This is a genomic window from Sorangium sp. So ce327 (assembly GCF_051530205.1).
Lineage (GTDB): Bacteria > Myxococcota_A > Polyangia > Polyangiales > Polyangiaceae > Sorangium > Sorangium cellulosum_B.
In genome coordinates, this window is sequence record NZ_CP150330.1 from 4,198,820 (window position 1) to 4,225,384 (window position 26,565).

The 26,565-nt window shown below is 70.7% G+C and carries 27 protein-coding genes; 12 read left to right on the forward strand and 15 right to left on the reverse strand.

The window, feature by feature from the left end:
- Positions 1 to 17 precede the first annotated feature (17 nt).
- The 4 genes from hisA to WME95_RS15810 form a co-directional block, all read right to left on the reverse strand.
- Positions 18 to 743: a 1-(5-phosphoribosyl)-5-[(5-phosphoribosylamino)methylideneamino]imidazole-4-carboxamide isomerase gene (hisA, locus tag WME95_RS15795; RefSeq protein ID WP_437909182.1), complete on the reverse strand. Its 726-nt coding sequence runs from the start codon at positions 741 to 743 to the stop codon at positions 18 to 20.
- A gap of 83 nt (positions 744 to 826) precedes the next feature.
- Positions 827 to 1,798 (reverse strand): hypothetical protein, encoded by a 972-nt coding sequence (locus WME95_RS15800; RefSeq protein WP_437909183.1) that lies wholly within the window; start codon positions 1,796 to 1,798, stop codon positions 827 to 829.
- A 97-nt stretch (positions 1,799 to 1,895) separates the two neighbouring features.
- Entirely contained in the window at positions 1,896 to 3,461 is a 1,566-nt protein-coding gene (locus tag WME95_RS15805; protein WP_437909184.1) for a protein kinase domain-containing protein, read from the reverse strand.
- A 107-nt stretch (positions 3,462 to 3,568) separates the two neighbouring features.
- Complete coding sequence (locus WME95_RS15810; protein ID WP_437909185.1) at positions 3,569 to 4,141, reverse strand: SUMF1/EgtB/PvdO family nonheme iron enzyme; 573 nt, start codon at positions 4,139 to 4,141, stop codon at positions 3,569 to 3,571.
- On the opposite strand from WME95_RS15810, the gene WME95_RS15815 reads away from it, so the two are divergent.
- From WME95_RS15815 to WME95_RS15830, 4 genes are all read left to right on the forward strand, one after another.
- The gene (locus WME95_RS15815; RefSeq protein WP_437909186.1) at positions 4,074 to 4,916 is read left to right on the forward strand and encodes an SIR2 family NAD-dependent protein deacylase; all 843 of its coding nucleotides are present in this window, start codon (positions 4,074 to 4,076) and stop codon (positions 4,914 to 4,916) included. The two genes, WME95_RS15810 and WME95_RS15815, sit on opposite strands and share 68 nt — an antisense overlap.
- A 47-nt stretch (positions 4,917 to 4,963) precedes the next feature.
- Positions 4,964 to 5,506 carry a non-canonical purine NTP pyrophosphatase gene (locus tag WME95_RS15820; protein WP_437909187.1) on the forward strand — a complete coding sequence of 181 codons (543 nt, stop codon included), beginning with the start codon at positions 4,964 to 4,966 and terminating at the stop codon, positions 5,504 to 5,506.
- Positions 5,507 to 5,643: 137 nt separating this feature from the next.
- Positions 5,644 to 6,681, forward strand: a complete 1,038-nt coding sequence (locus tag WME95_RS15825) for an aldo/keto reductase (RefSeq protein ID WP_437552681.1) — start codon at positions 5,644 to 5,646, stop codon at positions 6,679 to 6,681.
- Between the two features lie 91 nt (positions 6,682 to 6,772).
- Positions 6,773 to 7,525, forward strand: a complete 753-nt coding sequence (locus WME95_RS15830; RefSeq protein ID WP_437909188.1) for an HAD-IB family phosphatase — start codon at positions 6,773 to 6,775, stop codon at positions 7,523 to 7,525.
- A gap of 76 nt (positions 7,526 to 7,601) precedes the next feature.
- Here the strand turns inward: WME95_RS15830 and WME95_RS15835 are convergent, their stop codons facing one another.
- Positions 7,602 to 8,078 (reverse strand): pyridoxamine 5'-phosphate oxidase family protein, encoded by a 477-nt coding sequence (locus WME95_RS15835; protein WP_437909189.1) that lies wholly within the window; start codon positions 8,076 to 8,078, stop codon positions 7,602 to 7,604.
- Positions 8,079 to 8,460: 382 nt separating this feature from the next.
- Between WME95_RS15835 and WME95_RS15840 the strand changes: the two genes are divergently transcribed.
- Entirely contained in the window at positions 8,461 to 9,393 is a 933-nt protein-coding gene (locus WME95_RS15840) for a sensor histidine kinase (RefSeq protein ID WP_437552684.1), read from the forward strand.
- Positions 9,394 to 9,409: 16 nt separating this feature from the next.
- Here WME95_RS15840 and hisH read toward each other — a convergent pair whose 3' ends face one another.
- A complete protein-coding gene (hisH, locus tag WME95_RS15845; RefSeq protein WP_437909190.1) occupies positions 9,410 to 10,087 on the reverse strand; it encodes an imidazole glycerol phosphate synthase subunit HisH in 678 nt (225 codons plus the stop codon).
- 3 nt (positions 10,088 to 10,090) lie between these two features.
- Positions 10,091 to 10,678, reverse strand: a complete 588-nt coding sequence (hisB, locus tag WME95_RS15850; RefSeq protein WP_437552686.1) for an imidazoleglycerol-phosphate dehydratase HisB — start codon at positions 10,676 to 10,678, stop codon at positions 10,091 to 10,093.
- A 168-nt stretch (positions 10,679 to 10,846) separates the two neighbouring features.
- Between hisB and WME95_RS15855 the strand changes: the two genes are divergently transcribed.
- Genes WME95_RS15855 through WME95_RS15865 form a run of 3 tightly spaced genes read left to right on the forward strand, consistent with a single transcriptional unit; the run spans position 10,847 to position 14,462 of the window.
- Positions 10,847 to 12,466: a serine/threonine-protein kinase gene (locus tag WME95_RS15855; RefSeq protein WP_437909191.1), complete on the forward strand. Its 1,620-nt coding sequence runs from the start codon at positions 10,847 to 10,849 to the stop codon at positions 12,464 to 12,466.
- Positions 12,463 to 13,557, forward strand: a complete 1,095-nt coding sequence (locus WME95_RS15860) for a PEGA domain-containing protein (protein WP_437909192.1) — start codon at positions 12,463 to 12,465, stop codon at positions 13,555 to 13,557. Before WME95_RS15855 ends, WME95_RS15860 begins: the two co-directional genes overlap by 4 nt.
- Positions 13,554 to 14,462 carry a hypothetical protein gene (locus WME95_RS15865; RefSeq protein WP_437909193.1) on the forward strand — a complete coding sequence of 303 codons (909 nt, stop codon included), beginning with the start codon at positions 13,554 to 13,556 and terminating at the stop codon, positions 14,460 to 14,462. Before WME95_RS15860 ends, WME95_RS15865 begins: the two co-directional genes overlap by 4 nt.
- A 367-nt stretch (positions 14,463 to 14,829) precedes the next feature.
- On the opposite strand, the gene WME95_RS15870 is transcribed toward WME95_RS15865, so the two are convergent.
- From WME95_RS15870 to WME95_RS15885, 4 genes are all read right to left on the reverse strand, one after another.
- Positions 14,830 to 15,942, reverse strand: a complete 1,113-nt coding sequence (locus WME95_RS15870; RefSeq protein WP_437909194.1) for an IS1 family transposase — start codon at positions 15,940 to 15,942, stop codon at positions 14,830 to 14,832.
- Between the two features lie 473 nt (positions 15,943 to 16,415).
- Entirely contained in the window at positions 16,416 to 16,787 is a 372-nt protein-coding gene (locus WME95_RS15875; RefSeq protein ID WP_437909195.1) for a hypothetical protein, read from the reverse strand.
- Between the two features lie 118 nt (positions 16,788 to 16,905).
- Entirely contained in the window at positions 16,906 to 17,148 is a 243-nt protein-coding gene (locus tag WME95_RS15880) for a hypothetical protein (protein ID WP_437909196.1), read from the reverse strand.
- Positions 17,145 to 17,639: an RNA polymerase sigma factor gene (locus WME95_RS15885; RefSeq protein WP_437909197.1), complete on the reverse strand. Its 495-nt coding sequence runs from the start codon at positions 17,637 to 17,639 to the stop codon at positions 17,145 to 17,147. Before WME95_RS15885 ends, WME95_RS15880 begins: the two co-directional genes overlap by 4 nt.
- Positions 17,640 to 18,558: 919 nt before the next feature.
- On the opposite strand from WME95_RS15885, the gene WME95_RS15890 reads away from it, so the two are divergent.
- The 3 genes from WME95_RS15890 (at position 18,559) to WME95_RS15900 (ending at position 20,619) form a co-directional block, all read left to right on the forward strand.
- Positions 18,559 to 18,759, forward strand: coding sequence for a transcriptional regulator (locus WME95_RS15890; protein ID WP_437909198.1), 201 nt, complete (start codon positions 18,559 to 18,561; stop codon positions 18,757 to 18,759).
- Positions 18,756 to 19,316: an RNA polymerase sigma factor gene (locus WME95_RS15895; RefSeq protein WP_437909199.1), complete on the forward strand. Its 561-nt coding sequence runs from the start codon at positions 18,756 to 18,758 to the stop codon at positions 19,314 to 19,316. The genes WME95_RS15890 and WME95_RS15895 overlap by 4 nt, the downstream gene beginning before the upstream one ends.
- 844 nt (positions 19,317 to 20,160) lie before the next feature.
- Positions 20,161 to 20,619, forward strand: coding sequence for a hypothetical protein (locus WME95_RS15900; RefSeq protein WP_437909200.1), 459 nt, complete (start codon positions 20,161 to 20,163; stop codon positions 20,617 to 20,619).
- A gap of 140 nt (positions 20,620 to 20,759) precedes the next feature.
- On the opposite strand, the gene WME95_RS15905 is transcribed toward WME95_RS15900, so the two are convergent.
- Positions 20,760 to 21,989 (reverse strand): IS1 family transposase, encoded by a 1,230-nt coding sequence (locus WME95_RS15905; protein ID WP_437909201.1) that lies wholly within the window; start codon positions 21,987 to 21,989, stop codon positions 20,760 to 20,762.
- 520 nt (positions 21,990 to 22,509) lie between these two features.
- On the opposite strand from WME95_RS15905, the gene WME95_RS15910 reads away from it, so the two are divergent.
- Entirely contained in the window at positions 22,510 to 23,358 is an 849-nt protein-coding gene (locus WME95_RS15910) for a hypothetical protein (RefSeq protein ID WP_437909202.1), read from the forward strand.
- Between the two features lie 67 nt (positions 23,359 to 23,425).
- Here WME95_RS15910 and WME95_RS15915 read toward each other — a convergent pair whose 3' ends face one another.
- The 3 genes from WME95_RS15915 to WME95_RS15925 all read right to left on the reverse strand — a co-directional run bounded on the left by WME95_RS15915 (position 23,426) and on the right by WME95_RS15925 (position 26,479).
- A complete protein-coding gene (locus tag WME95_RS15915; RefSeq protein WP_437552691.1) occupies positions 23,426 to 23,968 on the reverse strand; it encodes a nucleotidyltransferase in 543 nt (180 codons plus the stop codon).
- Positions 23,969 to 23,981: 13 nt separating this feature from the next.
- Positions 23,982 to 24,248, reverse strand: coding sequence for a hypothetical protein (locus tag WME95_RS15920; protein WP_437552692.1), 267 nt, complete (start codon positions 24,246 to 24,248; stop codon positions 23,982 to 23,984).
- A gap of 134 nt (positions 24,249 to 24,382) precedes the next feature.
- Complete coding sequence (locus WME95_RS15925; protein WP_437909203.1) at positions 24,383 to 26,479, reverse strand: thrombospondin type 3 repeat-containing protein; 2,097 nt, start codon at positions 26,477 to 26,479, stop codon at positions 24,383 to 24,385.
- Positions 26,480 to 26,565 lie beyond the last annotated feature (86 nt).

Genomic DNA, 26,565 nt, shown 5'->3' on the forward strand with positions numbered 1-26,565 from the left:
AAAACGCACACACGCCGTCAGGCGCTCGCCGCCTCGATCGCCTCGGCGAGCGTGAAGGCCCCCTCGTAGAGCGCGCGGCCCACGATGACGCCGCTGACGCCGGGGATCTGCGCGAGCGCGCGCAGGTGAGCGAGCGATCCGACTCCGCCGGAGGCCAGGACGGGGAAGCCGCACGAGGCGGCGAGCTCGCGGGTGGCTTCCAGGTTGGGGCCGACCTGCGTGCCGTCGCGGGAGACGTCGGTGTAGAGGAGCGCCGCGACGGGGGCGCCGGCGAGCGCGCGGGCGACGTCGAGGGCGGTGACGGAGGAGACCTGCTCCCAGCCCTGCACGGCCACGCGCCCGTCCTTGGCGTCCACGGCGACCACGACGCGCCCCGGGAAGCGGCCGGCGAGGTCGCGTACGAGCGCGGGATCGTTCACCGCGGCGGTCCCGAGCACGATGCGCTCGGCGCCCAGCGCGAGGTAGCTCTCGGCCGCAGCGGCGGAGCGGATGCCGCCGCCCACCTGCACGCTGCCGCCCTCCGCGCCGAAGGCCGCGATGACGGCGCGGACGGCGTCGGCCTGGACGGGCAGGCCGGCGCGGGCCCCTTCCAGGTCGACCACGTGCAGCCGAGCGCAGGCACGGCGGAGGCGAGCGGCGAGCGCCGCCGGGTCCTGGTCGTAGACGGTGACCTGATCGTAGCGCCCTTGATGGAGGCGCACGGCCTGGCCTCCGAGGAGATCGATGGCGGGGATGAGCTGCACGCGGCGGGTCTAGCGCGCCTCTGCGCCGGTGGGTAGAGGCGGCGAGGGCGGCGAAGGTCGCGAAGGTGAACGGCCCCGCCGCGTCACCACGACCCGCTCGCCCCGAGCACGACCCCTTCAGGGCCTGCCGCGAGCACCCCTGCGCGGATCCGCCTCGACGTCGCGCCGGCGGTCATGTCGCTCTGCTCCGGCTCGGTCAGGTAGAGGACCGCCGCCGCCCCGAGCCCGGCCAGCCCCACGCCGAAGCCGATCGTGCTCACGAGCCCGGTGGTGCTCGCGCTCTCGGCCGCGTCCAGGCCCGTCTGGTCGCAGGCCGTCGGGTCGCTCAGGCCGATCCTGCTGCCGCAGTGCTCGCGGACGACGCTCTTCTTGCCGAGCGTGAGCGCGCCCGTCACCCCGCCGAGCACGAGCCCCGCGACGCCGACGCCGCCGGCCACGTACACGGCCGCCCGCCGGCCTGAAAGGCCCTCGGCGGACGGCGGCGGGGCGCCGCTCACCTGCAGCTCGACGCGCTTCTTCTCGCCGTGCGCGAGGTGGATCCGCGTCTCCTGGACAGGCCCTCCCGGCGCCTGCGTCGACACGACGTGCTCTCCGGGATCCACCGGCACGCTCGCGCCCAGCGCGGCGCTGTCCACCGCGCGACCGTCGCGCTTCACCACCGTCCCCGCGGGGGCTCCGGGCGGCAGGGAGAGCGCGAGCTCCGGCACGAGCGGGGCCAGCTTCTCGCGCTCCTCCCGGGCGACCTTGGGCCGCTCGCCTTGCCGGCGCTTCTGCTCCGGCGTCAGCTGCTCGTGGAGCGCAAGGTACTCCCCGAAGTGCGCGAACGCGCTCGCGACGCGGCCCCACCTCGACTCGCAGATGGCCAGCGTGAAGAGCGCCCCCGGCTTGGGCTCGAGCCGATGGCTCTCGGCGATCGCGTTGCAGCCCGTCTCGTACTGGCCCGCCTCCATCTCGGCGAGCCCCCGGTTGAAGAGGGCTTCCGCGGCCGCGCTGTCCTGCGCCGCGGCGGGCGTCGCGGCGGCGAGCGGCCAGAGGACGAGAGCGAGAGGAGCCATCCGGCGCAGGCGACGTGTCATGTTCTGGGGCATCCACAGGCGAAGGTGTCGATGGGTGTCGGCGAGGATCGGACCGGCAGCGCGGCGGACATCGGCCTCAATCTCGTCCGAGCAAAGGGACTTTGGGGCGAGAGGCGGCGCCTGTTCGCCCGGTCGAAGCGGGCCTCGGCGCCACCTTCGGGGGAGCGCCCGCCGCCCCGCGCGCGGCCGGCCCCGCGCTGGCGCTGGCGCTGGTCGCGGGCGGGGTGGGCTCCGCGGCGAGCGCCGGCGCGGAGGCGCTGGGCGCCGGCGCGGGCGGCTCTGCCGGCGGCGTCGCGCTCGGCGCAGCGGTCGCGGCGGCGCTCGCCGAGGCGGCGTCCGGCGCGGGGGCCGAAGGCGGCGCGGCCACCGCCGGATCGGCCTGGGCCCCGGCGCGGATCAGGAGCCAGGTCCCTGCGCCAAGCACCCCGAGCCCGACGACGACCGCGGCGGCGACGAGCGGGGCTCGGTTTGGCGCGATCGGCGTGGTGTTCCCTGAAGGGACGGACGTCACCGACGTCTCCATGGTCGCCGCGAGGGGTGCGACCGGGGAGCGAGACGGGTGCTCCGGCCCCATCGGGCCGACGCTCGTCGCCACCGGCGGCATCATCGCGGGCGCCGTGATCGCGGGCGTGGTGAGCGCGGTGATCGCGGGCGTGGTGAGCGCGGTGATCGCGGGCGCGGTGAGCGCGTGCGCCGAGGGGCTCGCCAGGGCCCAGGGCGGCGTGGTCGGGCGGGGCGAACGCCCGCTGCTGGCCGGCGCGAGGCCGAGCAGCTCGGAGAGCGCCTGCGCCGCCTCGCTCGCGAGGCGGAACCGCGCCGCCGGATCGACGGCGGTGGCCCGAGCGAACCAGCCATCGAAGCTCTGCGGCAGCACCACCCGCTGCGACATCGCCCGGTGGACCGGCGGCTCCTGCGGCCCGTTGACGGCCACGAGCGCGAACGCGATCACGTCGTTCGCGCTGAGCGCCTCCGGGCTCCAGTACGGCGTCCCCACGAGCAGCGTGTACGCGATCATCCCGAGCGCGTAGATGTCCACGGCGCTGGTGAGCTTCGTGTCGGTGCGGAACTGCTCGGGCGCCATGTAGATGGGCGTCCCGAGGCTCCGCGTGATGCCGGCCCCCGTCCCGCCCTCGGCGAGCAGCTTCGCCACGCCGAAGTCGAGGATCTTCATGCGGGGCGTCCCGTCGTCGCGCTGGGTGACGAACAGGTTCTCCGGCTTGAGATCCCGGTGGATGATGGACGCCGCGTGGGTCCGGTCGAGGGCCGACGCGGTCTGCTGGAGGTACGTCGCGACCTCGCCGGGAGGCAGCCTGCCGAGGCGCTTGAGGCGCTGGCCGAGCTCCTCGCCGCGGAGCAGCTCCATCACGAGGAACGGCATGCCCGTCGCCTCGTCGATGCCCGCGTCGAAGACGTCGACGATGTACTCGCTCTCGATGTCCGCCGTGATCTGCGCCTCGCGCTTGAAGCGGCTGCGCATCTCCTCGCTCTGGAAGAGGTACGCGTGCATCACCTTCAGCGCCCGGCGGCGGTTCGTCTCGATGTGCACGACCTCGTAGACGGACCCCATCGCGCCCACGGCGAGGAGGCGCGCCACGCGATAGCGGTGCGCGAAGACCGTTCCGTCCGCGAGCGTGCCCGACACGGCGGGAGGGTCGCGCGCGGCGGCTGTCGCGTCAAGGATCCAGGGACCCGCGAAGGGCGCGCAGCGCGGAGCCGCGGCCGCGACGCCGCGACGTCCGACCGCGCGCATCACCGCGCCCGTGCGCACCGCAGCCCTGCGCCCGCGAAGTGGCCCGTCGGCGGGCGCTCCTGGAAGGCTGAGGTGAGCAATGTCTCCTTCCCGCTGCGCCAGCCCCCGCCCCAGATCATGTGGTTCGTGTCGGGGGTGAGGACGGCGCAGTCATCGCATTCGAGCGGGTCGTCCGCCGCGAACGAATCCAGCACCCACTCCCACACGTTTCCCCCCAGATCCGCGTGTCCCCACCGCCCGTCTCCCCGCGGCGACCTCGACCCGCCCGGCTGGAGGTCCGCGAAGAGGGCCCGCTCGACGCCGCTCTGGCGCCGTGGGGAGCGAGGTGCGACCGGCGCCCTCCTCCGCAGCGCCGGGCTCTGCCGCGTGTGTCCTGATGCATCGCGGCTTCTGTCCTTGCGCGCCGGCCGACATCCGCGCCGACATCCGCTCGGGGCGAGGCGTTCCGGCCCGGCGGGCGCTGGTTGCGCGAGGTCGTCGGGCAGATACCATCGCTCGCTGAAGATGGCTGTACTCACGCTCGAGCAAGCGGCGATCCCGCTCCGGCAGGCGTACCGGGAAGGTCGCCTCATCCCCTTTCTGGGCGCGGGCTTCTCTGCCCCGCTCCGGCTGCCGATGTGGAAGGAGCTGATGGGGTGGATGGGCGCCGCGCTCGGGTTCGAGCCAGCGCTCTTCGAGCTGCACGGCCTGCCCCCGCAGCTCGCCGGCTTCTTCGCCCGCGAGTGCGCGGGCGGCCTCGACAGCTTCATCGCCGAGATGCGCGCGCGCTTCCACGCGGGCGAGGTGGACGAGCGGCGCAGGAGCTCGTGCCAGCACAAGGCCCTGGCGCGCCGCGACTTCTCGACCATCTACACGACCAACTTCGAGCACCACATCGAGGAGGCGCTGCGGGACGCAGGCAAAGAGGCCGTGGCGCTCGCCAGGTTCGACGACTTCGCGCGGTGCCCGGCGCAGGGGGCGTGCCACGTCATCAAGTTTCATGGAGACCTCGAGTGGCCCGAGACGGTGGTGCTCACCGAATCGCAGTACTTCAGCCGCCTCCGGCTCGAGGCGGCGCCCGATCAGCGCCTGCGGGCCGATCTGCTCAGCAACAGCTTCCTCTTCCTCGGCTACAGCTTCGGCGACGTCGACATCCGGTACATCTGGTACCGCATGGAGCAGATGCGCATCGAGGGCAGCCCGCAGCTCGCGAGGCGCGCCTCGAACCGCCGCGGCTACTGGGCGACGTTCGGCGCCGGGCTCGTCCAGCCGGCGCTGCTCGAGGACTGGCACATCGACGTGATCGAGCTCGACCCGAACGACAAGACGAAGAGCGTCGTGGACCTGCTCGACGCTCTGGACGCGTGAGGGGACGGGTGAGGGGACGCGTGAGGGGACGGGTGAGGGCGGTGGTCATGGTCTATTTCGTCTCGTCGAACCACCGCAAGATCGCGGACATGACGTATGTATGGAAGGACGCCCCGACGCCGCTCCGCGTCCTCCGGCTCGACGTGCCCCAGATCCTCTCCTCGGATCTCGACACCGTCGTTCGCGAGGAGGCCCTCGCCGCCTACCGGCTCTCCCTCGTGCCGCTCTTCGTCGAGCACGGCGGCCTCTTCATCGAGCACCTGAACGGCTTCCCGGGCCCGCTCGTGATGCCGTTCTGGGAGCGGCTGCAGGACCGGATTTGCTCCCTCATCCCACCGGGGCAGTCGCGCGCCGCGCACGTGGTCCAGAAGGTGTGTTATTGCGACGGCCGGACGCTGCGTGTCTACACGGGCCGCGTCCCCGGCGAGATCGCCGTCGAGCGGCGGGGAGACGAGGGCATCCACTGGGAGCCGATGTTCATCCCGGCCGGGCACACGCGCACGCTCGGGCAGATGCCGCGTGACGAGCGCCTCCGGTGCTCTGCGAGCGCGGAGGCGCTGCGGGCGTTCCGGTTCGATCTCGGCCTATGATCGCGGTGGCGCTTGACTTCCGGATCGCTTTGGAGTTCCTAACCGTCCACGACCGCGGCAAGGGGGCGAGAGCCTGATGTCCGGCGCTCCTCTCCCCCGCGCTCCGAGGTTGTCCCCATTTGGCGCGGAGGCGATTCATGGAGTTCAGACAGCTCGGCGGGTCAGGGTTCAAGGTACCGGTGCTGAGCCTCGGGACGGGGACGTTCGGTGGCTCCAACGAGTTCTTCCGGGGGTGGGGATCGAGCGACGTGGCCGAGGCGACTCGGCTGGTCGACGTCTCGCTCGAGGCCGGGATGAACATGTTCGATTCGGCCGACATCTACTCCGACGGGCTCGCCGAGGAGATCCTCGGCCATGCGATCAAGGGCAGGCGCGACAAGGTCATCATCTCCACGAAGGCGACCTTCCGGAGCGGCAAGGGCCCCAACGACGTCGGCTCGTCGCGGTATCATCTGATCCGCTCGATCGAGGGGAGCCTGCGCCGGCTGCAGACGGATTACATCGATCTCTTTCAGCTGCACGGCTTCGACGCGGTCACGCCCCTCGAGGAGACGCTCGGCACGCTGGACGATCTCGTGCGAGCGGGGAAGATCCGCTACCTGGGCTGCTCGAATTTCTCCGGCTGGCACCTGATGAAGTCGCTCGCGGTGTCGGAGAAATATGGTCTCTCTCGGTACGTGGCGCACCAGGCGTATTATTCGCTCGTGGCGCGCGACTACGAGTGGGAGCTGATGCCGCTGGCGCTCGATCAGAAGGTCGGCGCGGTGGTCTGGAGCCCGCTGGGCTGGGGGCGGCTCACGGGGAAGATCCGGCGCGGGCAGCCGTTGCCCGAGGTCAGCCGGCTCCGGAACAAGCTGTCTACCGAGGGGGGGCCGCAGATCGACGACGAGTACCTCTATGGTGTGGTCGACGCGCTCGACGCGGTGGCGAAGGAGACGGGCAAGACCGTCCCGCAGATCGCGCTCAACTGGCTGCTGCAGCGGCCGAGCGTCGCGAACGTGATCATCGGCGCTCGCAACGAGGAGCAGCTTCGACAGAACCTCGGCGCCGTCGGCTGGAACCTCGCGCCAGAGCACATCGCGAAGCTGGACGCCGCGAGCAAGACGAAGCTGCCCTATCCCTACTTTCACCAGGCCGGGTTCAGCGAGCGCAATCCGTTCCCTGTCGCGCTCTGACGGTCGCGGCCTGGCCGCGACCGGCGGCTGATCCTGCGCGGAGGCCCGGCTCGGGGGCGCGCGCCGCGCCCTCGCCGTGGGAGGCGATCCCGTGGCGAGGGCCCGTCAGCGCAGCACGGCGGTGGCGTCCGGCGTGGCGGCGTGCAAATCAGCGGTCGTGCTCATTCTTTGCGACTTCGACGGGACCATCACCCGCGACGACCTGACGAACCGGGTCTGGGACGCCCACCTTCGCTATGACTGGCGGCAGGTGCTGCTCGCGCCTGCCGCCTCCGGCGAGCTCACGCCGTTCGAGCTCCTCCGCCGCGGCTACGCCGACGTGGATCGCCCGGCCGCCGAGCTCCTGGCCGAGCTGCGCCCGCACGCCGGGCTGCGGTCGGGCTTCGAGGATCTCCTGGCCCTGTGCGCCCGCCGGTCGTGGGTGTTCCACGTGATCAGCCACGGCTTGCCGTTCTACATCCGCGAGTTCCTGCCGCCCGGCACCGCGTTCTCTTGCTTCGATGCCGTCTTCGACGGGCGCTGGCGCGTGACCGTGCCGGAGACGGTGCCGCTCGGTCCCGGCGAGGACTTCAAGATCCGCGTGCTCGACCAGCTGAAGGCGGCCACCGGCGAGACCTCCACGGTCTACATCGGCGACGGCCGGCTCGATTACCCCGCGGCGCGGTGCTGCGATCGCGTGTTCGCGGTGCGGGACAGCGCCCTCGACGCGCTCTGCTCCCGCGACGGGACACCGTGCACACCCTTTGACAGCTTTGCCGAGATCTGCGCGGCGCTCGAGGGCGGCGGCACCCCTGACGGGGAGCGCGCGCAGCGCGCGGCCGACGCTACGCCGGCACCTGGCTGATCCATCCGAGGTTCATCCAGCCCAGGGACCCTCTCGCTTCGGGGTACGCCCGCTCGATCGCCGCCGCAGGCGCGGCTCAGATGTGCTTCGGCGGGTTCAGCTTGTCTTCCGCCGACCTCCGCTGGACGAGCGCCTTGGCCTTCTCGTAGAGGACCCGCAGCCGCCCGCCCTCGGGCTCCCAGTACTCGGCGCGCTCGACATAGAGCTTCAGGAGGGCGGCGTGAGGGTGGGTGGGGCCGGCCGGCAGCCACGCCTTCCACGAGGGCTTCCAGAGGCTCCGGATCTTCTCCTCGTTCCTCTCGATCGTCGCGCGCGCCGAGATCGAGACGTACGCCCGATCCCGCGGCCTGTAGCAGCAGACCGCCACCTGGTGCTCGCGGGCGATCTCGCCTGTCTTCGCCGCCTCGTCCTCCGTCACGAACCAGAGATCGCAGTCCATCAGCTCGGCCGGCTCCTGGATCTCCATCGGCCGCCCCCGCATCAGCCCCTCCGGGGTCATCGTGACGAGCATGGCGGTGTCGAACTCCCTGAGGAGCGCGTGCAGCTCGCTCATGGATCCGCGGACCTGGACCCGGGCCCCCGGCTCCACACTCCGGTGTTGCTCTCCACTCTGGTGTTGCATGCGGACAAAGCTGCTCCGCGGACCCTGGCCCGCAAGCAGGGGTGCGCCCTGACCCGTGTACTGCAGCAGCCTGGCGGCGCTCCGGCGTGACCCGAGGCGCCGCGCGCTGCAAAACGGTCCAGGCGGCTCGGCTCACCATCGCTGGTTTTTTGCGCAGTGGACGGCGCGATGCGACGCCTTGACGCGCGTCCGCTCGGCAGATGGGGCGCTCTCCTGCTGCCAGAAGTGCCAATCTGCGGGCCCTCCTGGGCGGCACACTCCATGCCTTCGCGGGCGCGGGGGCACACCACAACTCCGCCCAGCAGGCTCTGCCATGACCGCGTTTTTGGACGACTTCGACCCTCGTATCCCCGCTGTCCCGATCCGGGGCGACACCGCCCGGATCCGGGAGGATTTCCTCGTGCTCGCCGCGCACGAGATCAGGACGCCCGTGACCTCGCTCCTCCTGCAGCTCCAGCTGACGAAGCGGATGAGCCAGCAGGAGCCGGAGAAGACCCCCGCGTGGGCGGCGGCGATGCTGATCGTCTTCGACCGCCAGCTCGGCCGTCTCGCCCGGCTCTGCGACGACATGTTCCAGGCGAGGCACGGCGGCCTGGCCCACGGCGCCCCGACCCGTGAGCCCGTCGACCTCGTCGGGCTCATCCGCGAGGTGGTCGCGACGGCGGTCGCGCACCGGCCGGCCGCGTGCGGCGCCATCTCGGTCGCGGCCGAGGGCCCGGTGATCGGCTGGTGGGACCGGTCGCAGCTCGAGCGCATGGCGTTCCACCTGATCAAGAACGCGCTCACGTTCGGCGAGGGCAAGCCGATCTCGATCGAGGTGCGCGGGACGCGCGCGCGGGCGCGGCTCATCGTGCGCGACCACGGCATGGGGATCGCGCGGGAGGACCACGAGCGGATCTTCGCGCGCTTCGAGCGGGCCGTCCCGGTGGAGCGCTTCGGCGGCCTGGGGCTCGGCCTGTACATCGCGCACGTCGCGGCGCGCGCGCACGGCGGCGCGATCCGGGTCGAGAGCGAGCTCGGCTGCGGCGCGGCGTTCATCGTCGATCTCCCGCTCGCCCCGCGGCGGCCGCAGCGGGTGAGGGCGGCGCGGCGCTCCTCGTCGATCTCCTCGCCGATCCCCCCCTCGCGCCCGGCGCGGCCGCGGCGCGGGCGCGGCGTGGCGCGCGCGCCCGAGCTTCCCCTGGGCGCGCACCTCAAGCTCGCGCAGGTCAAGCAGGTGCACCAGCGCCTGCTGCGCCCGCACTGACGCGCGGGCGGGCGGGTCAGCCGTCCAGGAAGCGGGCGAGCAGGCGCAGGCCGGCGGCCTGGCTCTTCTCGGGGTGGAACTGCGTCGCGGTGACGTTGTCCCGCTCGATCGCGGCGGTGACGCGGTGCGGGCCGTGCTCCGTCGTCGCCGCGACCAGCGCGGGGTCGAGCGGGACGGCGTGGTAGCTGTGGACGAAGTAGACGAAGGGGCGCTCGCCCGCGAACACCGCGAGCGGGCCCTCTACCTCGCGCGCGAACGCGATGCGGTTCCAGCCCATGTGGGGGATCTTGATCCCGACCCAGGGCTCGCCGGGAGCCGCGTCCGCTTCGGCCGCGCTCGGCTGTGGGGTGAGGCGCTTGACGGTGCCGGGGAACACGCCGAGCCCGCGCGCGCCCTCCGCCTCCTCGCTCCCGTCGAAGAGCGCCTGCATGCCGAGGCAGATGCCGAGGTAGGGCGTCCCCTTCCGGATCTGCGCGCGCAGCGCCTCGCCGATGCCGCTCTGCAGCGCCGCGGCGCAGTCGCGGAAGGCGCCCTGGCCGGGCACCACCACCTTGTCGGCCCGGCCGATGATCTCCGGGTCGCCCGTGCGCGTCACCGCGCACGGCGCGCCGGCGTCCTCGGCGGCCTGGAGGAGCGCCCGCTCCACGGAGCGCAGGTTGCCCATCCCGAAATCGACGAGCGCGATGGCTTGCATGGCTCAGAGGCTCCCCTTGGTGGACGGGATGCCGGCGACGCGCGGCTCGATCCGGGTCGCCTTCATCAGCGCTTTGGCGAACGACTTGAAGCAGATCTCGACGATGTGGTGCAGGTTGTCCCCCTCGATGAGGCGGACATGGAGGTTCGCGCCGACGCCGCGCGCGAAGCCCTCGAAGAACACCGGGGCGAGCTCGACGTCCCAGGTGCCGAGCTTCGCCTTGGGCAGCGGCACGCGCCAGACGAAGTACGGCCTGCCGGAGAGGTCCAGCGCGCACTGCGCGAGCGCCTCATCCATGGGGAGGGTCGCCTCGCCGTAGCGGGCGATGCCCGCCTTGTCGCCGAGCGCCTTCTGCACGGCCGTACCCAGGGTGATGCCGCAGTCCTCGGTCGTGTGGTGGCCGTCGATCTCGACGTCGCCCTCGGCGTGGATGGTGAGATCGAACAGGCCGTGGCGGGCGATCTGATCGAGCATGTGCGTGAGGAAGGGGAGCGGCGTCTTGATCTCCGAGCGGCCCTGGCCGTCGAGATCGATCTCGATGCGGATGTCGGTCTCGCGCGTCTTGCGCTCGACACTGGCGATGCGGGGCATGGCGCGTAGGGTAGTCGCCCTCGGCCGCAAGGGAAGCGACGTGATCCCGATCACGTGGCAGGTAGCGCGGCAATGGCCTTGGATGCGAGCGCCGGATCGCATAAGGTGGCCCCCTGGATAACGTGGCGGTGGTGGCGCCCTCGAGGCAGCCCCAGCGCGGGAGCGTCCGTGAGCTCACCGGTCACCGAAGGTCAAATTCTATCGGGGAAATACCGGGTCGAGCGCATCCTCGGGCAAGGGGGCATGGGCGTCGTCGTCGCCGCGCTGCACGAGAAGCTCCACCAGCGGGTCGCCATCAAGCTGCTCCATCCCGGCGCCAACGACGAGATGGTGGAGCGCTTCGTGCGCGAGGCGCGCGCGGCGGTGCGCCTGAAGAGCGAGCACGTCGCGCGCGTGCTCGACGTCGGGACGCTCGAGACGGGCGCGCCGTTCATGGTGATGGAGTACCTGGAGGGGAGCGACCTCCAGGAGACGCTGCGGCAGCGCGGCCCGCTCGATCTGGAGGAGGCCGTGGGCTACGTGCTCGAGGCCTGCGAGGCCATCGCCGAGGCGCACGCGGCCGGCATCATCCACCGCGATCTCAAGCCGGCGAACCTCTTCCTCACGCGCGCGGCGGACGGCACCGGCATGGTGAAGGTGCTCGACTTCGGCATCTCGAAGGCGCTCGCGGACCCGTCGACGGCCGGGGCCGAGCCGGAGCTCGGGCTGACGAAGACGGCGATGGTGCTCGGCTCGCCGCTCTACATGGCGCCCGAGCAGATGCGCTCGGCGCGCTCGGTCGACGCGCGCGCGGACATCTGGTCGCTCGGCGCCATCCTCTACCAGCTGCTCACGGCGCGTGTCCCCTTCGACGCGAGCTCGCTGTCCGAGCTCATCCTGATGATCAACACCGAGTCGCCGCCGCCCCCGACCACGTTCCGGCGCGACCTGCCGCCGGGCCTCGAGGCGGCGATCCTGCGCTGCCTCGAGAGGGACGTCGCGAAGCGCTTCAAGTCGGTCGCCGAACTCGCGGGCGCCATCGTCGATTTCGGGCCTCCGCTCGCGCTGGCCTCGCTGGAGCGGATCGAGCGGACGCTGGGGCTCGTCCCCGCGGTCTCCTTCCGGGACCGGGCGAGCTCCGTGCGCGAGCGCATGAGCACGCCGCCCGCCTGGCAGACGTCGCAGGAGCGCGTGAGCGGCGTCCCCGCGGCGACCGCGCGGCACAGCGCGGCGCCGCCCGCCGGCGCGACGGCGGGCGGCGCGGTCGGCGCGGCCGGCCACACCGCTGGCGCGGCGGGCACCGCGCCCGGCTGGACGGCCGGGGGCGCCGCGCCCGGGCCGCGCTCGCGGAGCGGCGTCGTGCTCGCGCTGGCCGTGGTGGGCGTCGCCGTGGTGATCGGCGGGATCCTGCGCTTCGTCACGTTCCATGGCGGCGCGGACGCTCCTCCCGCCGACCCGTCGGCCGTGGCGGCGACCGCCTCCGCCGAGCCCTCGGCGCCCGCGACGCCGGCCCCGCCCCCGCCGGTCGCGCCTCCGGAGGTGACCGCGGAGCTGCAGCCGCCGGCGACCGCGGCGCCGTCAGCGACGGTGTCCCCGGTGTCGACCGCCGCGCCGGTGGCCACCGCGGCGCCGGTGTCGACCGCCGGGCCGAAGGCGCCGTCGAGCGCGGCGCCGGTCGCCACGAGCCCTCGGCCGAAGCCCACCGCCGCGCCCTCGGCCCCACCGGCCGCGACAGCCGCGCCGACCGCGACCGCCGCGCAGCCGGGGAGCATCTTCGATGTGCTGAACGACAAAGGTAAGCCCAGATGAGTTGGCCAGGAAGCGAACGGCTCCCGCTGTGGAGCAGCAGGAGCCGTCGTGTCGGCGCCGCGGTCGCCCTCGGCGGCGCCGTGCTGACGGCCCTCGCGCCCGCGGGAGCGCAGCCGGCGCCTGCGGGGGCGCAGCCGGCGCCTGCGGGGGCGCAGCCGGCGCCTGCCGCGGGCGCGCCTGCCGTCCAGGGGCCGCTGTCCGCGACGCTCACCGGCGAGGCGAAGGCCGAGTACGAGGCGGCGCGGATCCTCTTCAACGACGGCGACTACCGCAACGCCATCATCAAGTTCGAGCGTTCCTTCGAGCTCTCTGGCGACCCGCGGCTGCTCTGGAACATCGCCCTCTGCCAGAAGAACCTGAAGCGCTACGCGCGCCTCCTCGGGACGGTCGAGAAGCTCCTCAGGGACGCCGGCCCCCAGCTCGGGGAGCAGGATCGCAAGGACGCCGCTGCGCTCATCGAGGCGACGAAGGCCTACGTGAGCCGGCTCGATCTGAAGGCCAGCGAGGTGGGGGCCACGGTCTTCGTCGACGGCGAGGAGGTCGGCCAGACGCCGCTGAGCGAGCCCGTGCTGCTCGACGTCGGCACCCGGAAGATCCGGGTGACCAAGAAGGGCTTCAAGGACGTCGAGGTCTCCCAGCAGGTGACGGGCGGCGGCGAGGTGACGGTCACGGCCACGCTGGAGAAAGAGGTTCATCAAGGGCGGCTCATCGTCACGGCGGCGCCGGACGCCGTCATCTCCGTCGATGGTCGCGTGGTCGGCCGCGGCGGCTACGACGGTCCTGTGCCGAGCGGCGGTCACGCGCTCCGCGTCACGGCGTCCGGCATGGTGACGCACCAGTCCGAGGTGATGATCCAGGACAACCAGACGCGCCGCGTGCAGGTCACGCTGGTCCCGCAGCCCAAGCAAGGGAACGTCGAGACCTGGCTCTGGATCGGCGGCGGTGTGCTGGTGCTCGCGGGCGCGGTCCTGGTCGCCACGGGGGTCTTCGGCCCGGAGCCGCCGGTGGACGGCCGCACGTCGCCTGGCTCGGTCTCCCTGTCCCGGCAGGGCGGCGCCAAGTTCACGATCCCCTTCGGAGGTGGCCGATGAGCGCCGTCGCCCGGGCGGCGCTCGCCGCGTTCGTCGCTGTCGCGGCCTGCGGGTGCTCTCCGCCGGACGAGATCATGCTCGCCGTCTCGACGGATCTCCGCATGCCCGAGGACTTCGGCGCTCTCCAGGTGCAGGTGTTCGAGGGCGGCACCCCCAAGTTCTCGGCGACCTACGAGCGGCTCGGCAAGGCCGACGCCGCCGCGCGTCTGCCGGCGACGATCGGTTTCTACTCCTCGAGCGGCGGGGGCGACTCGATCCGGATCAAGGTCAGCGCCCTCATCGGGGACGAGCTCGGCGCGATACGCATCCTGCGCGAGGCGGTCACGAGGATCCCGAAGAACCGCGTCGCGCTGCTGACGCTGCCGCTCAACTTCCTCTGCGACGACTCGGGCGAGAGCGACGGGAGCGGCGGCGTTGTGAACAAGCACTGCTTGGAAGGGCAGACCTGCGTCGCGGGGGCGTGTGCGTCGAGCGAGGTCGATGCGGGCGCGCTCCCCGACTACGCGCCCGCGAACGTCTATGGCGGCGGTGACGGCGACGGCGACGGCGATTGCTTCGACGTGACGGCCTGCTTCCAGGGCACGACGCCTGCGGAGGTCGACGCGGCGTGTTCGATCGCGGGCGAGGCCGGGGTCCCGCTCAACGTGGCGCTGGAGACCGCGGCGGGCGACGGGATCTGCGATGACGCCGAACGTTGCCTTGTGGCGCTCGACGCCGGCAGCGCCGATGGCTTCCAGGTGGCGGAGGACGGGCGGATCCAGCTGCCGACCGCCGTCTGTGATCAGGTGGCCGCCGGCAGGATTGCGGCCGTCGTGACGTCGCCGGTGACGGCCGCCTGCGTCCAGAAGACCGTGGGCCTGCCGACGTGCGGGCCGTGGTCGGCGTCGGGCTCCGCGAAGCCGTGAAGTCGCCAAAAGACGCCAAAAAAACGCCAGAAGACGCCAAGAAAAAACACAAAAATTCTGGCGTCTTCTGGCGTTTCTTGGCGTCTTTTGGCGACCTCACGGTTCAAAAGCCCCTACCCTTGGCCGAAGTACCCCTCCACCCACTCGAACGCTCGCCGTCCGGCGTTCCGGCAGGTCGAGATCTGGGAAAGCGGTCGATATCGATGTGCCGTCGAGAGCGTGACCTGACAGGACGCTTGTCGTCTGGCGTTCCGACAGGTTGCGATGTGGGAAAGCGGTCGATAGCGACATGCCGTCAAGGACGTGACCTGGGCTGACACTCGTCGTCCGGTCGTGGCCCTCTTTGCGGTGGCCGCAAAACTGGCCCTCATTCGGGCGGCGGTTCTGGGAAGAGGAGGAGCTGCTCGGGGGCCCTCGGCTTCGGGCGCCACGACAGCAGATCGAGCTGCGCCGAGCCGGCCGGAGGCGCGTCATGAGCGGGCGTGACCGGTGCGACGGGTGGCGGGTCCGGCTGGACGGTCGGACGGCGGAGTGCGGGCGTCGGGGCGGTGACGAGGCGCAGGAAGCCACGGCCGCCGGGCAACGCCCTGGCGGGCGTGTCGGGCCGCCGGTGCTCCAAGGGCTGCGGCTGGGGCTTCTCGCCGGCCGGCTCGGACATGATGGCGTCCAGGAGCTCCTCCAGGCTCCACACGTGCCCGGTGAGACCCGCCTCCATGGCGGGCGTCACCCGCAGCGTGCGCACGGTCCAGCACAGGTTGAAGTAGGTGTAGTGCAGGGCCACGGCGGCACGGTGGTGCTGGGGGCTCTTGCTGAAGGCGTACGACAGCCGGCGCATGCGGCCGAGCAGATGGCGCGTGGTGCCGTTCAGGCGCTCCACGTACGCCGTGGAAGCCTTCTTCGGGTCAGGCGTGCCGAACACGGTGTGCTTCGTGATGAACGGGTCCCGCGGGGGCTCGTAGCGGTGGTCCGGGCCCCGGTAGGAGCCAGTGCGGTAGTTTTTGACAGTCTGCATGAAGTCCACGCTGAGCCCGAAGTGCGCCGCTACAGCGGCGATGTACGGCGCGAAGCCATCCGTGGTGATCTGCGGCATCACCAGGAGTCTCGACCGGAGGTCACCGATGAAGGCGCTGCACGTGTCCATGTCGCGCTTGCCCACGCGCCAGGCGATGACGAGGCGCGAGGCGGTGTCCAAGGCCGTGAAGGAGTACGTCTCCCCGATGCCGGGCGCATCGGCAGCCGTCACACGGGCTTGCTTCTTGCCGACGTAGGAGAACACCTCATCGGCTTGGACCGACTCGCACCGGAGCCCGCGCACCAGCCGGTCATGGAGGCGCTCCGCTCCGGCACCGAGAGCGAGCCCGAAGCGGCCGATCGCCCCTCGGCTGACGTCGGTCATCCGGTTCACGGCGCGCTCGCTGTTGCCGTCCACCAAGGCAGCGAGCACGGCAAGCTGCCGCTCTCGCGGGAGCACGTTCGCCACGGGACCCTTGCCTTTCCCCGGCGGAGGACCCACGATCCGGTCTGCCAGGACGTCGGACGGGTCGCACCGCTCGGCTTCTGCCGCCCTGCTCCTAGTTTGCCGCTGGGAGCGGGGCGTTTTCGTCTAAGGTCCTCTGATTATAGCGTTTTTGCCGAGGAAAACCGCTCGGAAGCGCGCAGAAGAGGGCTCGAAAGGACAGGGAATGTCATAGCGGCACTGGCACGTTGCGCGGGCGGTGCGCGGTGAGCGATCCCGTTGGCAACGACGCGGGCGTCTACATGGCAGCGCGCGCGGCGCTGGACTCAGTGGCGGCCCTGCGCGACATCAGGCGCGAGGTTGACGAGTCGACCGAGCGCGAATCGTCCGACGCGAAAGCAGTTGCACTGTTGACGGGGGTCCGTTCTACGTTGCAGGACATCAGGAACACGCGCGCCATGCTCGTGATGGCCACAGCCATATGTAGGGTTAAGACCCTACGCCTTGTGACGCTTCTTCATGAGTTTTTCAAGGATGACCATGGTCGCGTGTAATGGGGCCACGCGCTCACGATATGGCCTCTCGGCGTCGATATCCGCTTGGATGCGCTTGCTGAGCAAGCCAGCCTTAGCCACTTCGACCGTCGACATCCCTGGTTGCCTGATCTTGGGGCGCGGCACATCTGGTGACTCATCTTTGAAGCTGCCCATGCTCTTTAATAGAGCTATAGAGCTTATCTCTTGTCCGCAATTGCAAGGTGGCTGGGTCTTGGTGAGCAGGGCATCGCTACTGACTTTCACGAGTTCCCCGCAGTTCCAGCATGCAACTGTGGCAGTCTCTGAGATATCGCGCTTGCCGCCTTTGGCCATGCATACGCGTATATCGTCGAGCGGCTCGCGCTGTAACTCGCCGCCTGTCCAGGGGCAGGCGTTCAGGGCGCTGTGGGATGGCGATGCGGAGGGCGAGGTGACGGCGGGGAGAGACGGGCTACTTGCGGAGGAAGTGCCGCTCCAACACGTCGAGCATGCGCAGGGCGCCGACGAGTTCCGCAACGGCCTCGCGCTCGCGGCGGGTCGTAGCGCTCATCTGGGCGTCGAGTACGGCGGCCCAGAGTTCGGCGCGGCTCCAGGGGACCACGCCGGGGTAGGCGTCGAGGATGCGCAACTGCTCCGCGATGAAGGTCATGTCCTCCTCGGTCAGGACGCGGCGCTTCTCGGCTCGGTCGCTCATCGGCGCCACCTCTTGAGCCGCAAGGCCAACGCCTCCCGCGCGATGCGGAGCCTGCTGAGCGCCGTGTGCGGGCTCATGCGGTGCTTCCGGGCGTACGCCGAGACGCTTTCCGGGTCGTCCACGGAGAGGAGTGCGTCCAGTTGCCACGTCGGCAGGCTGGCCATGGCGTCGAGCACCTCGCGCGCCTCGATCTGGGCATGCAGGTCAACGCCGACGGGCTCGCGCAGGAACCCGAGGGGGCTCGGATGGATCACGGCATGACGGACGTACGCGCTGTTGACGTAGTGCGAGGCGAGGCGCCACGCGATGCCGTGGAGCCACTTCCTCAGCGCGTCGCGCGGCTTGTCCTTCGGGTCTGGCCGGTAGAGCCCCCGACGGATGGCGTTCCAGGCGTTGAGCAACACCTCGGCCTCCACGTCGCGGCGGTCGCGTCTGGGGATGCCGGCGAGCGTCGCGAGGACGAGGCCACGCTCGGCAAGGATCGCCTCCATCGTCGGCTTCTTCCTGGGGTGTCGTGCGGCAGGCGGGCGTCCGGCCCCCTTCCGCGGCTTCGTCACCCTGACCTCCCGCAGGTTGGGCAGCGGTCCGCCGCCGCGAGCCCGCCGAGCAACTGCTCCACGGTGATGCCCGCGGCCTTCGCAGCGCGCTGCGCGGTTCCGGGCGAGCCGTGGTCACGTCCGCGGGCGATGCCTTCAAGGCACGCGACGGACACGCCCATGACCTCGGCGAGGCAGGACCAGGAGCCGTACGCGGCACGCAGGTTCTTCAGCGCCGCCCGGAGGCGCTTGCGCTGCGTAGGTGTGAGTGAGAGACAGGAGGCGGATCGGCGACGTCGGCGCGCGGGCGCACCTTCGCCTTGCCCGCCGTCGGGCGGGATCAGGTATAGCTGCACTGTCGGACTCCGGGTGGAACGGGGTTCGGCCACGCAGCCCGGACGGTTGGCCCCGTCGCGGGCTGCACTACTTCCGGCCGAACTTAGCCGTTCAGGCGAGGGTCGGAGTCAAACAGGGCCAGTCTTCTTCAAAGAAGGCCACCACCCGTCGTCCGGCGTTCCGGCAGATCGCGATCTGGGAGGACGCTCGAACTCGGGTAGTGTCCGGAATTGCAGCCTTGAAACCGCGAGTGTCCGGCATCCGAAGATGGAGTGTCCGGAATGTCGATATCTGTTGTGACCTCGTGATCCGCCCGTAGATTCGGCGCAAGGAAGTGCAGCCCGCGACGACGGCAATCGTCCGGGCTGCGTGGCCGAACCCCGAACGACCGAGGTCCGACATGCTGACCGTAGTCCGCTCACCCGAAGGTGAGCAAGAAGGCGGACGTGCGCCCAGGCGCCGCCGCCGATCCGCCTCCTGTAACTCACTCACACCTACCCAGCGCAAGCGCCTGCGGGCGGCGCTGAAGAACCTACGCGTGGCGTACGGCAGCTGGTCCTGCCTCGCCGAGGTGATGGACGTCTCCGTCGCGTGCCTTGAAGGCATCGCCCGCGGGCGTGACCACGGCTCCCCCGGGACCGTGCAGCGCGCCGCGAAGGCGGCGGGCATCACCGTGGAGCAGCTGCTCGGCGGGCTCGCCGCAGCGGACCGCTGCCCAACCTGCGGGAGGAGCGGGTGACGAAGCGGCGGAAGGTGGCGAAGAGCCAGCCTGCCGCACGACATCCCAGGAAGAAGCCGACGATGGAGGCGATCCTCGCGGAACGCGGCATCGTCCTGGCGACGCTCGCGGGCATCCCGAAGCGCGACCGCCGCGACGTGGAGGCCGAGGTGCTGCTCAACGCCTGGAACGCCGTCCGACGCGGGCTCTACAGACCGGACCCGCGGGACAAGCCGCGCGACGCGCTGAAGAAGTGGCTTCACGGCATCGCGTGGCGCCTCGCCTCGCACTACGTTCACAGCGCGTGGGCGCGCCGCGCCGTGCTGCATCCGTCGCCGCTCGGGTTGCTCCGTGAACCCGCCGGCATCGACATGCACGCCCAGATCGAGGCGCGTGAGGTGCTCGACGCCATGACGGAGCTCCCGCCGTGGCAGCTGGAGGCGCTGCTCTCCGTGGACGACCCAGAGTCGCTCGTCGCGTACGCCAAGCGGCGCCGCATGAACCCGAGCACGGCGGCATCGCGGCTCCGCATCGCGCGGGAGGCGCTGGCGCTGAAGCTCCGGAGATGGCGCCGCTGAACGGCCGCGAGCGTCGCGAGGAATTTCTCGAACTACCTATCTGTCCGATTTCACCCGCTTTTCTCAGACAAAAATCGACCGTGCGGGCGAGCGGAACGGCTTGACGGAACGCCCGGATGACGGTGTCTTCCAAGCAAGCGAAAGGCCGGGGCTGCATCCCGGCCTTCCACCGCCGACCCCTCAGCCGGCGGGCGCTTCCGCGCGCCATCATGGTGCTCGCCTGCGCTCTCGGCGTCAAGGGGAAGGCCTCCGCACGGCCCCTCACGGGCGGGAGATTCTGCGCAATGGCCAACGTCAGCAAATGCCCGAATCAGAAATGCGAAGGCAGATACTTCGAGCTGTCCACTACCCACGTTGAAGGGTCGTCGCACGCCATAGACTTCGTCAGATGCAGAAGCTGTGGCGTTGTGGTCGGCACGCTAAGCCCGACTGGCTCGCAAACGTCCGGCAGCTCTGACGTGGAAACCAGACTCAAGGGACTATCGAACAGCTTTGCCGAATGGTCGGAGAGGACCGGAGATGCGATCTCGTCCATCGTCGAAACTGTTGAGCGGATCGAGAGAAAGATAGAGTCTAGGTAAGGCCGTGCATTCTGAGGCATCGAGGCGGACACGATGGGCCGCAGCCGATACGCGGCTCGGGCGTGCTATCAACACGACGTGCGATGACGCTGCGCGTTGACTCTGCGTCATGAAGCGCTTCTGCCACGGCCTCTCGGATCAGCTTCTTCAACATATTACGGATCGTGCGCAACATAATGACCTCGCGGATCAACGATCCGCCATCGCGTCGGCCGAGTCAATGGTCATCGCACAATGGCCCGTCTGTAAACAGGAGCACTGGCATGAGAACTATAGAAAACGCGATCGAGCAGGTACGCGAGTCTGTCACTCGCGCGCGTGCCGAGGTAAAAACTCAGGATGAGGCCAGAAAGAGGCGGTGCGAAGAAATAGAGGCGATGCTGCGGGAGCCGCTTGAGGCGATCAAGAATGGGCTGGAGCCTGTTGGCGTAAAGGCCAACGTGGTTCCACGCGCAAGCCTTGACGATATAGGCCCAGGGCTAGACACTGCCATAGAGATCAGGTTCACTCATCCGCTGCCGCATTTCGAGAAACTTCAAGCGCGTATATCTGTGTCTGGCGCGCGAGACGGCAAGCGCGTGTTCGTGCACTTCACGCACGGCTATACACAAGGAAAGCCTGAGAAGCTAGTTTATGAGGTGGCGGGAAGCGTTGCCTCTGACGATCTCACCTCAGTTGAGGGGCTTGTTGCCGAGGCGCTTTGCCTCATCGTTAGCTCCTGAGCTATACGGTCAACCGTGTCGTATAGGCTCGGCTCAAGCCGCGCGTCCTTAAGCGCGGTGTGGGCGATGACCCACCGACCCATGAGGTAAGTGCATTCTTGCGGTCCCCGCTGTCTCCGAACGCTCATCCCGCACCTCCTCTACACGAGCCTAAGAAACCCACGGCCGCCCGGCAGTTCGCGCGCGGGCTTCTCGGCCGCCCCAGGGCGCACCTGAAGCTTGAGCGGCTGCGGCTCGGGCGGCGCCGTCTCGCCCTCGGCAAGCGCAGCGGTCACGAGCTCCGCGAGCGTCCAAGGGTTCTGCACGACCCTCGCCGCGACAGCCGGCGTCGTCCCCAGGGCGCCGTGGAGCCGGACGAAGTTGTAATACGCGACCCCCAGAGCGACAGCGGCCCGGTGCCCGCGCAGCGTCTTCGAGAACGCGAGACAGAGGCGGCGCGTGCGGCCGACCGTGTGCCGCGTCGTCAGGTTGAAACGCTCGACGTAGGACGTCGACAGGAGCTCATCGCGCGGCGCTCCGAAGACTTGCTTCTTGGTGATGAACGGGTCGCGCGGCGGCTCGTATCGATAATCCGGGCGTTGCGACCCACCTTTGTGGAAGTTCTTGACGCACTGGCCGTAATCGACGGAGCCCTTGAAGTTCCATCCAATGGCATTCGGATACGATTGCCACCCGTCGCTCGTGATGTGCGGAACGACGGACAGGCGCGACCGCAGATCTTCGATGAAGAGATGCGTGTTCACATCGTCGCGTTTGCCGACGTGGAACGAGATCGCCAGCTTCGTGTTCGCGTCCAGCGCGACGTACAGATAAGCGTCACCTCGCTCCTCCGGCTCGTCGGGCTTCACGCGAGACTGCTTCTTCTGGACGAAGCTCCACTGTTCATCCACCTGAATCACGTGAGCGGCGATGTCGCGCATCATCCGGTTGTGGAGACGGGCGCAGCCCTCGCCGATGCGGAGGGCAACGTTCATCACGGTTTCCTTGTCCACGCCGACCATGCGAGCGGTTCCGCGGATCGAGTTTCCTTCGCAGAGCGCAGAAACGACACGGACGCGCGTCTCAGCAGGGAGAGGTCCGGGCACAGCTTGCCTTTCTCCCGGCGCTGGCCCATGATCGCGATGCGATGCGCGTTCGGCGGGCCCACCGCCGGATGTTTCGCGGCCCCGCTCCCGGTTGCAGCCGAGAGCGGGGCGCTTTGCTTTGTGCCCTAAGCGTATCACGAAACCGCTGTGTTTCCCGGCAAACCGGGGCGCGGGCGGCCATTCAATGACACACCCGAGCGCGCCGATCGACGCCTGCGCCAGGTGATCGACGCGCGCGAACGCACAAGCGCGCTCCGGTGTCAATGGCGTTCGCAACTTCTCCATGCGATTCGGCCCGTGGACACCCCGCGCGCAGGCACGACGTCTACTGAGTAGACGCGGGTGTACGGGATCGCCTGCGCGGAGTGTACGTCACCTCCGCTACCACGCGAGGTTCCGGACACCACCCGAACTCGGGTGTCCCGTCGAGAACGTGACCTGAGCTGACGCACGTCGTCAGGCGCTCGCCCAGATCGCGATCTGCCCGAGCGCCGGAGCTCGACGTGCCAGCAAAATCGCGATCTTCCCAGGACCTTGCTGCGAACGGGGTGCCCAGGTTCACACCCGGGCTTCCCTTCAAAATTACGCTGCGCGCCAGATCGGGGCCGCCTTCCTCCGGCTCCTGTGAGCCTCGGCCCCTGACGGGCGCCGGTGAGGGCTGTCACATCGCGTCGGTCACCCCGAGGCGCGGCCTGGGGCTGCGCTGCGCGCTCCGCGGTTGCTCCTGTAATCGGGTGTCATCGACAGGACACGAGACCGGCGCTTCCCTGGCACGGCGCGCTGTCCCCACGTGGAGGTCTGTCCCATGTTGAAACACCTGATGATCGAAGAGATGGTCGCCCTCGTCGCTCCGTGGATCGAGGATGCCCAGCGGAAGCGGCTGTTCCTGTCGATCCCGGAGATCGCCGGCCTGCACGACAAGGTGGCCGAGGTCCACGGCGCCGTGCTGGCGGTTCGCCCGAGCAGGGCGGGCGTGTCGGCCGGGATGACGGCCTTGAGCGACGAGCTCTCGAAGGTCGACGAGCGCCACGATCACCTGGCCAAGGCGGTCTCGTACGGCATCGACGCGCACCGCGAGCACTGTCTGGCGGAGGAGCCGCCGGACGTCGGGGGGGCGGAGGCGTGTGATCAGGCCCAGGCCAGGCTGTTCCCGACCGGGCTCGCCATCATCAAGGCGTCGCCCACCGCGGAGTCGGGCAACACGGCGCGGATCGCCCGGCTCCTCGACGAGGAGCCCTCGACCGCCGCGTTCCTCAAGGCGATCCCGGCGCCGGGCAAGACGACGCTGCTCCACACCGTGCAGCGGTGGATCGCGTCGGGCAAGGAGCTCTCGACGATCGAGCACCGGCGGGACGCGCTCGCAGCCAAGGAGAAGACCGCGCCGGTCGTGAACGCGACGATCCTGGCGGCGCGCAATCAATGGCTCCGCGTCGTGGCCGCGGTGCTCTCCAACCTGGAGATCTCCAGCGCTCCGGCGGAAGCCATCGAGACGATCCGCGGCCCCGTCCTGAAGGCGTCCGAGCGAGCCGGCAGGCGCTACGCCGGCGGCAAGGCCGGGAGCGCCGGCGCCGAGGGGCCTCGCCAGCCGGCGGCAGCGGGGGAGGGGGGCGCCGCCGCCGGGGGCGCGTCCGTCGCCAGCCCGCCTGTGGAGTGACGCGGCTGGGCGGCGCATATCGCATGCGGAGGCCGCGCGCCGGGATCGAGCGCGGGCCGGCCTGCGGTCACTTCGCGCGAGCGCGCGTCACGCGTGGTCGACGGATCAGGCGCTCGAAACGACGGATCAGCTGGTCGTCGCCGAGCGCGACCTCGAGCTCGCCGAGCAGCTCGCGGACGCGTTCGAGGTCGAGGCGGGGCTGCTCGAGCAGCACCCCGCGCACGTCCTCCATGTCCTTGGGTCGGCCCGCCAGGACCTTGGTGACGATCAGGTCTTCCGGGCTGATCATCGGCACACGCACGCCCCCGACGTCGACGAGCCTCCGGCGCGCGAGGAACTCGAGGTGCAGGCTGGAGCCCGCGAGCACGACGTCGACGGGCATGGCGGTCGAGCGATGCACCAGCGGCAGCAGTCGAGCGTCGCGCAGGAAGTCCTCGCCGAGGGCGACCCGGAGGTCGAACCCGGCACGCGAGAGCTCGTCGACGAGCGTGAGCGTGCCCAGCTGCTCGATGGCAACGGTGACGTCGACGTCCGCGGTCATGCGGGGTCTCCCGTAGGCCACGGCTGCCTGGGCGCCGAAGACGTACCAGTCAAGGCGCCGCCTGCGCATCGCTGCGGCGAAGTCAGCGAGCAGCGCGACGGCGGCGGGGCGGGAGGCGATCGAGCGCTTCGAGGACGCGGAGGTGCGTGGCGAGGTCTTCTTCGCGCTCTCCGTCGCTCGGCCACGCTGGCCTTTGCGCGAGGACTTGCTTGCGGAGCTCATCGGCGATCCGGACTCCAGCGGCGGGGCCGTGCTGCTTCTTCCAGTCGCGCCAGTAGAGCTCCTTGTCGCGCTGGGCTGCCGCCCAGTCCTGGCGAGCGAACCGGCGAAGCTCGTCAGGGTCTCGCACCGCGCTCACCCTACCACGGCAGGCAGCGCGCGGTACCCACGGGGCCGGCAACGAGGGCCGCAGGCGCGTGTGGATCGGTGCATCGCGCGTGTGCGCCGGCGCCGATCTCGTGACGGACGGCCCGCCGGCGCGCGTCACCCGCGCCGCCGCCGCCACCGCGCGAGGAGCGCCGCGGCGGCGAGCCACGCCGCTGCCGAGCCCGCCGCCCCGTCGGCGCCCGCCGCGAGCCCGCAGCCGTTGCCGTGCGCCCGGGGGTCGCCGCGCAGCGGCCTGGGGGTGGCGCCCTCGCCGCCCGAGCCGTCCTCGCCGCCGTGGCCTCCGCCACCGCCCGCCCCGGCGTCGCCGCCGCCCGAGCCCGCGTCGCCGCCGCCCGAGCCCGCGTCGCCTCCGCCCGCACCGTCTTTGCCGCCCGCGCCGCCGCCTCCGCTGCCGGCGTCATCGGGCACGCAGCCGCCGGCCACGCAGGTGCCGCCGGGGCAGCGGGCGCCCTCGTTGGGGAAGAGCGCGCACTCGCCGTGCCTCGGGTGGCACTGCGCGGAGGTGCAGACGTCCCCGGAGGGCGCGCACACGACCGGATCGGCGCCCTTGCAGACGCCGCCGTCGCAGGCGTCGGTCCGGGTGCAGGGGTCGCCGTCGTCGCAGGGCGCGCCGTCGGGCTTCACCGGCGCGCTGCAGTCGCACGCGTCGCCGACGTGGTCGCCGTTCGCGTCCTCCTGCCCTTCGTTCGAGAGGAACGGGCAGTTGTCGTCGGCGTCGGGCGCGCCGTCGCCGTCGTCGTCGTCGTCGCACCGGTCGCCGTAGCCGTCGTCGTCGCCGTCGCTCTGGCTCGGGTTCGCCGTGAGCGGGCAGTTGTCGCCGTCGTCGGGCGCGCCGTCGCCGTCGTCGTCGCCGTCGCACCCGTCGCCCTGGCCGTCGCGGTCGAGATCGGACTGGTCGGGGTTCGGGATGGAGAGGCAGTTGTCCACGCCGTCCTCCACGCCGTCGTCGTCCCTGTCCAGCGCGTTCAGATCGCACGCGTCGCCCCGGCCGTCCGTGTCGGCATCGGCCTGATCGGGGTTGGGGGCGAGCGGGCAGTTGTCGGCCTCGTCGCCCAGGCCGTCGTTGTCGTCGTCGTCGTCGCACGCGTCGCCGCTCTCGTCCGGCGGCGACTCGTCCTTGTTGTTCTCCTGCCCCGCGTTGGGCGCCGACGGGCAGTTGTCCACATCATCGGGCACGCCATCGCCGTCGTCGTCGGGATCGCAGGCGTCGCCCGCGCCGTCGCCCTCGAGGTCCGACTGATCGGGGTTCGGCGTGAGCGGGCAGCTGTCGTCGCCGTCGGGCACGCCGTCGCCGTCGTCGTCGGGATCGCAGGCGTCGCCCGCGCCGTCGCTGTCGGCGTCGGCCTGAGCCGGGTTCGGCGCGGACGGGCAGTTGTCGTCGAGGTCCTTCACGCCGTCGTCGTCGCCGTCGTCGTCCACGTCCCAGTTGACGACGAAGGCCCGCTCGGCCACCGACATCCCGGCGAGCGCCGGCGCCGGGAGCGCGTCCAGGTGGGCCGCACCCGCGTGGGAATCGGCCCGGCTCGCGCGCTGGCCGCCGAAGTGCATGACGACCCGCGTCTCTCCGGGCGGCAGGTTCAGGGTGAACTCGACGACGGGCCCCTGCGTCTCCGCGCAGTCGAAGGTGGCCATCCCGACGCTCCCCGGGGCGATCGCCGCGGAAGGCCCGTAGAAATTGAAGAAGAGGCTCGGATCCCCCGCCATGTCGTTGGCGTCGTCGGTGGCGAGCCATCGATCCGCCGGCGTGAACTCCAGATCGCCGGTGTGCGACTGCGTGATGGTGGTCGCGCGGTCGGATCCGACGTTCGTCTCGATCCGCACGACCGTTGCCCGCTCTCGGGCGGTGGGGTTGTGGAGGATCTCCAGGAAGCGCGCCCAGCCCTCGTCGGTCGGCACGTACACCTTCCGGGTGACCTCGAGCTCGCCGAGGAGCGCCGGCCCGTGGACGAACTGCCGCCCGTCCATCTCCTCCACCCGGGCCGAGGCAGGAAAGGCGACCCCGTCCACCCGAAGCAGCATGCCGCTGTCGAAGGCGTCATCGGTCCCGTCGCTGATCACCCCCTCCGTCCCGACGTCCCACCGGAAGCTGAGACCATCGACGAGCGCCTGGACGGGCCCTGTGACAGTGCACTGCGCCGCCGCGCTCCGCGGCGCCGCCGCGAGGGCCAGCGCGGCGCCGACTGCTGCGGCCATGAGGGTTCGCTTCATCATCATCACTCTCTCGCTCCCCGGGCCGCGCCTGACGGCTTGACCGCGCTCGTCAGCGCCCGGACGTCGCC

Bases quoted from the DNA above. Each gene is read 5' to 3' on its own strand.
- WME95_RS15835 (WP_437909189.1), bottom strand. From the start codon at position 8,078: ATGAGCGAGCTGCACGCGCTCCTCAGGGAGTTCGACACCGCCATGCTC.
- WME95_RS15910 (WP_437909202.1), top strand. From the start codon at position 22,510: ATGTTGAAACACCTGATGATCGAAGAGATGGTCGCCCTCGTCGCTCCG.
- WME95_RS15815 (WP_437909186.1), top strand. From the start codon at position 4,074: ATGGCTGTACTCACGCTCGAGCAAGCGGCGATCCCGCTCCGGCAGGCG.
- hisB (WP_437552686.1), bottom strand. From the start codon at position 10,678: ATGCCCCGCATCGCCAGTGTCGAGCGCAAGACGCGCGAGACCGACATC.
- WME95_RS15915 (WP_437552691.1), bottom strand. From the start codon at position 23,968: ATGCGCAGGCGGCGCCTTGACTGGTACGTCTTCGGCGCCCAGGCAGCC.
- WME95_RS15840 (WP_437552684.1), top strand. From the start codon at position 8,461: ATGACCGCGTTTTTGGACGACTTCGACCCTCGTATCCCCGCTGTCCCG.
- WME95_RS15810 (WP_437909185.1), bottom strand. From the start codon at position 4,141: ATGAGGCGACCTTCCCGGTACGCCTGCCGGAGCGGGATCGCCGCTTGC.
- WME95_RS15885 (WP_437909197.1), bottom strand. From the start codon at position 17,639: ATGGAGGCGATCCTTGCCGAGCGTGGCCTCGTCCTCGCGACGCTCGCC.
- WME95_RS15875 (WP_437909195.1), bottom strand. From the start codon at position 16,787: ATGGCCAAAGGCGGCAAGCGCGATATCTCAGAGACTGCCACAGTTGCA.
- WME95_RS15865 (WP_437909193.1), top strand. From the start codon at position 13,554: ATGAGCGCCGTCGCCCGGGCGGCGCTCGCCGCGTTCGTCGCTGTCGCG.
- WME95_RS15860 (WP_437909192.1), top strand. From the start codon at position 12,463: ATGAGTTGGCCAGGAAGCGAACGGCTCCCGCTGTGGAGCAGCAGGAGC.
- hisH (WP_437909190.1), bottom strand. From the start codon at position 10,087: ATGCAAGCCATCGCGCTCGTCGATTTCGGGATGGGCAACCTGCGCTCC.
- WME95_RS15800 (WP_437909183.1), bottom strand. From the start codon at position 1,798: ATGGCTCCTCTCGCTCTCGTCCTCTGGCCGCTCGCCGCCGCGACGCCC.
- WME95_RS15905 (WP_437909201.1), bottom strand. From the start codon at position 21,989: ATGGAGAAGTTGCGAACGCCATTGACACCGGAGCGCGCTTGTGCGTTC.
- WME95_RS15820 (WP_437909187.1), top strand. From the start codon at position 4,964: ATGGTCTATTTCGTCTCGTCGAACCACCGCAAGATCGCGGACATGACG.
- WME95_RS15880 (WP_437909196.1), bottom strand. From the start codon at position 17,148: ATGAGCGACCGAGCCGAGAAGCGCCGCGTCCTGACCGAGGAGGACATG.
- WME95_RS15900 (WP_437909200.1), top strand. From the start codon at position 20,161: ATGAGAACTATAGAAAACGCGATCGAGCAGGTACGCGAGTCTGTCACT.
- WME95_RS15925 (WP_437909203.1), bottom strand. From the start codon at position 26,479: ATGGCCGCAGCAGTCGGCGCCGCGCTGGCCCTCGCGGCGGCGCCGCGG.
- WME95_RS15825 (WP_437552681.1), top strand. From the start codon at position 5,644: ATGGAGTTCAGACAGCTCGGCGGGTCAGGGTTCAAGGTACCGGTGCTG.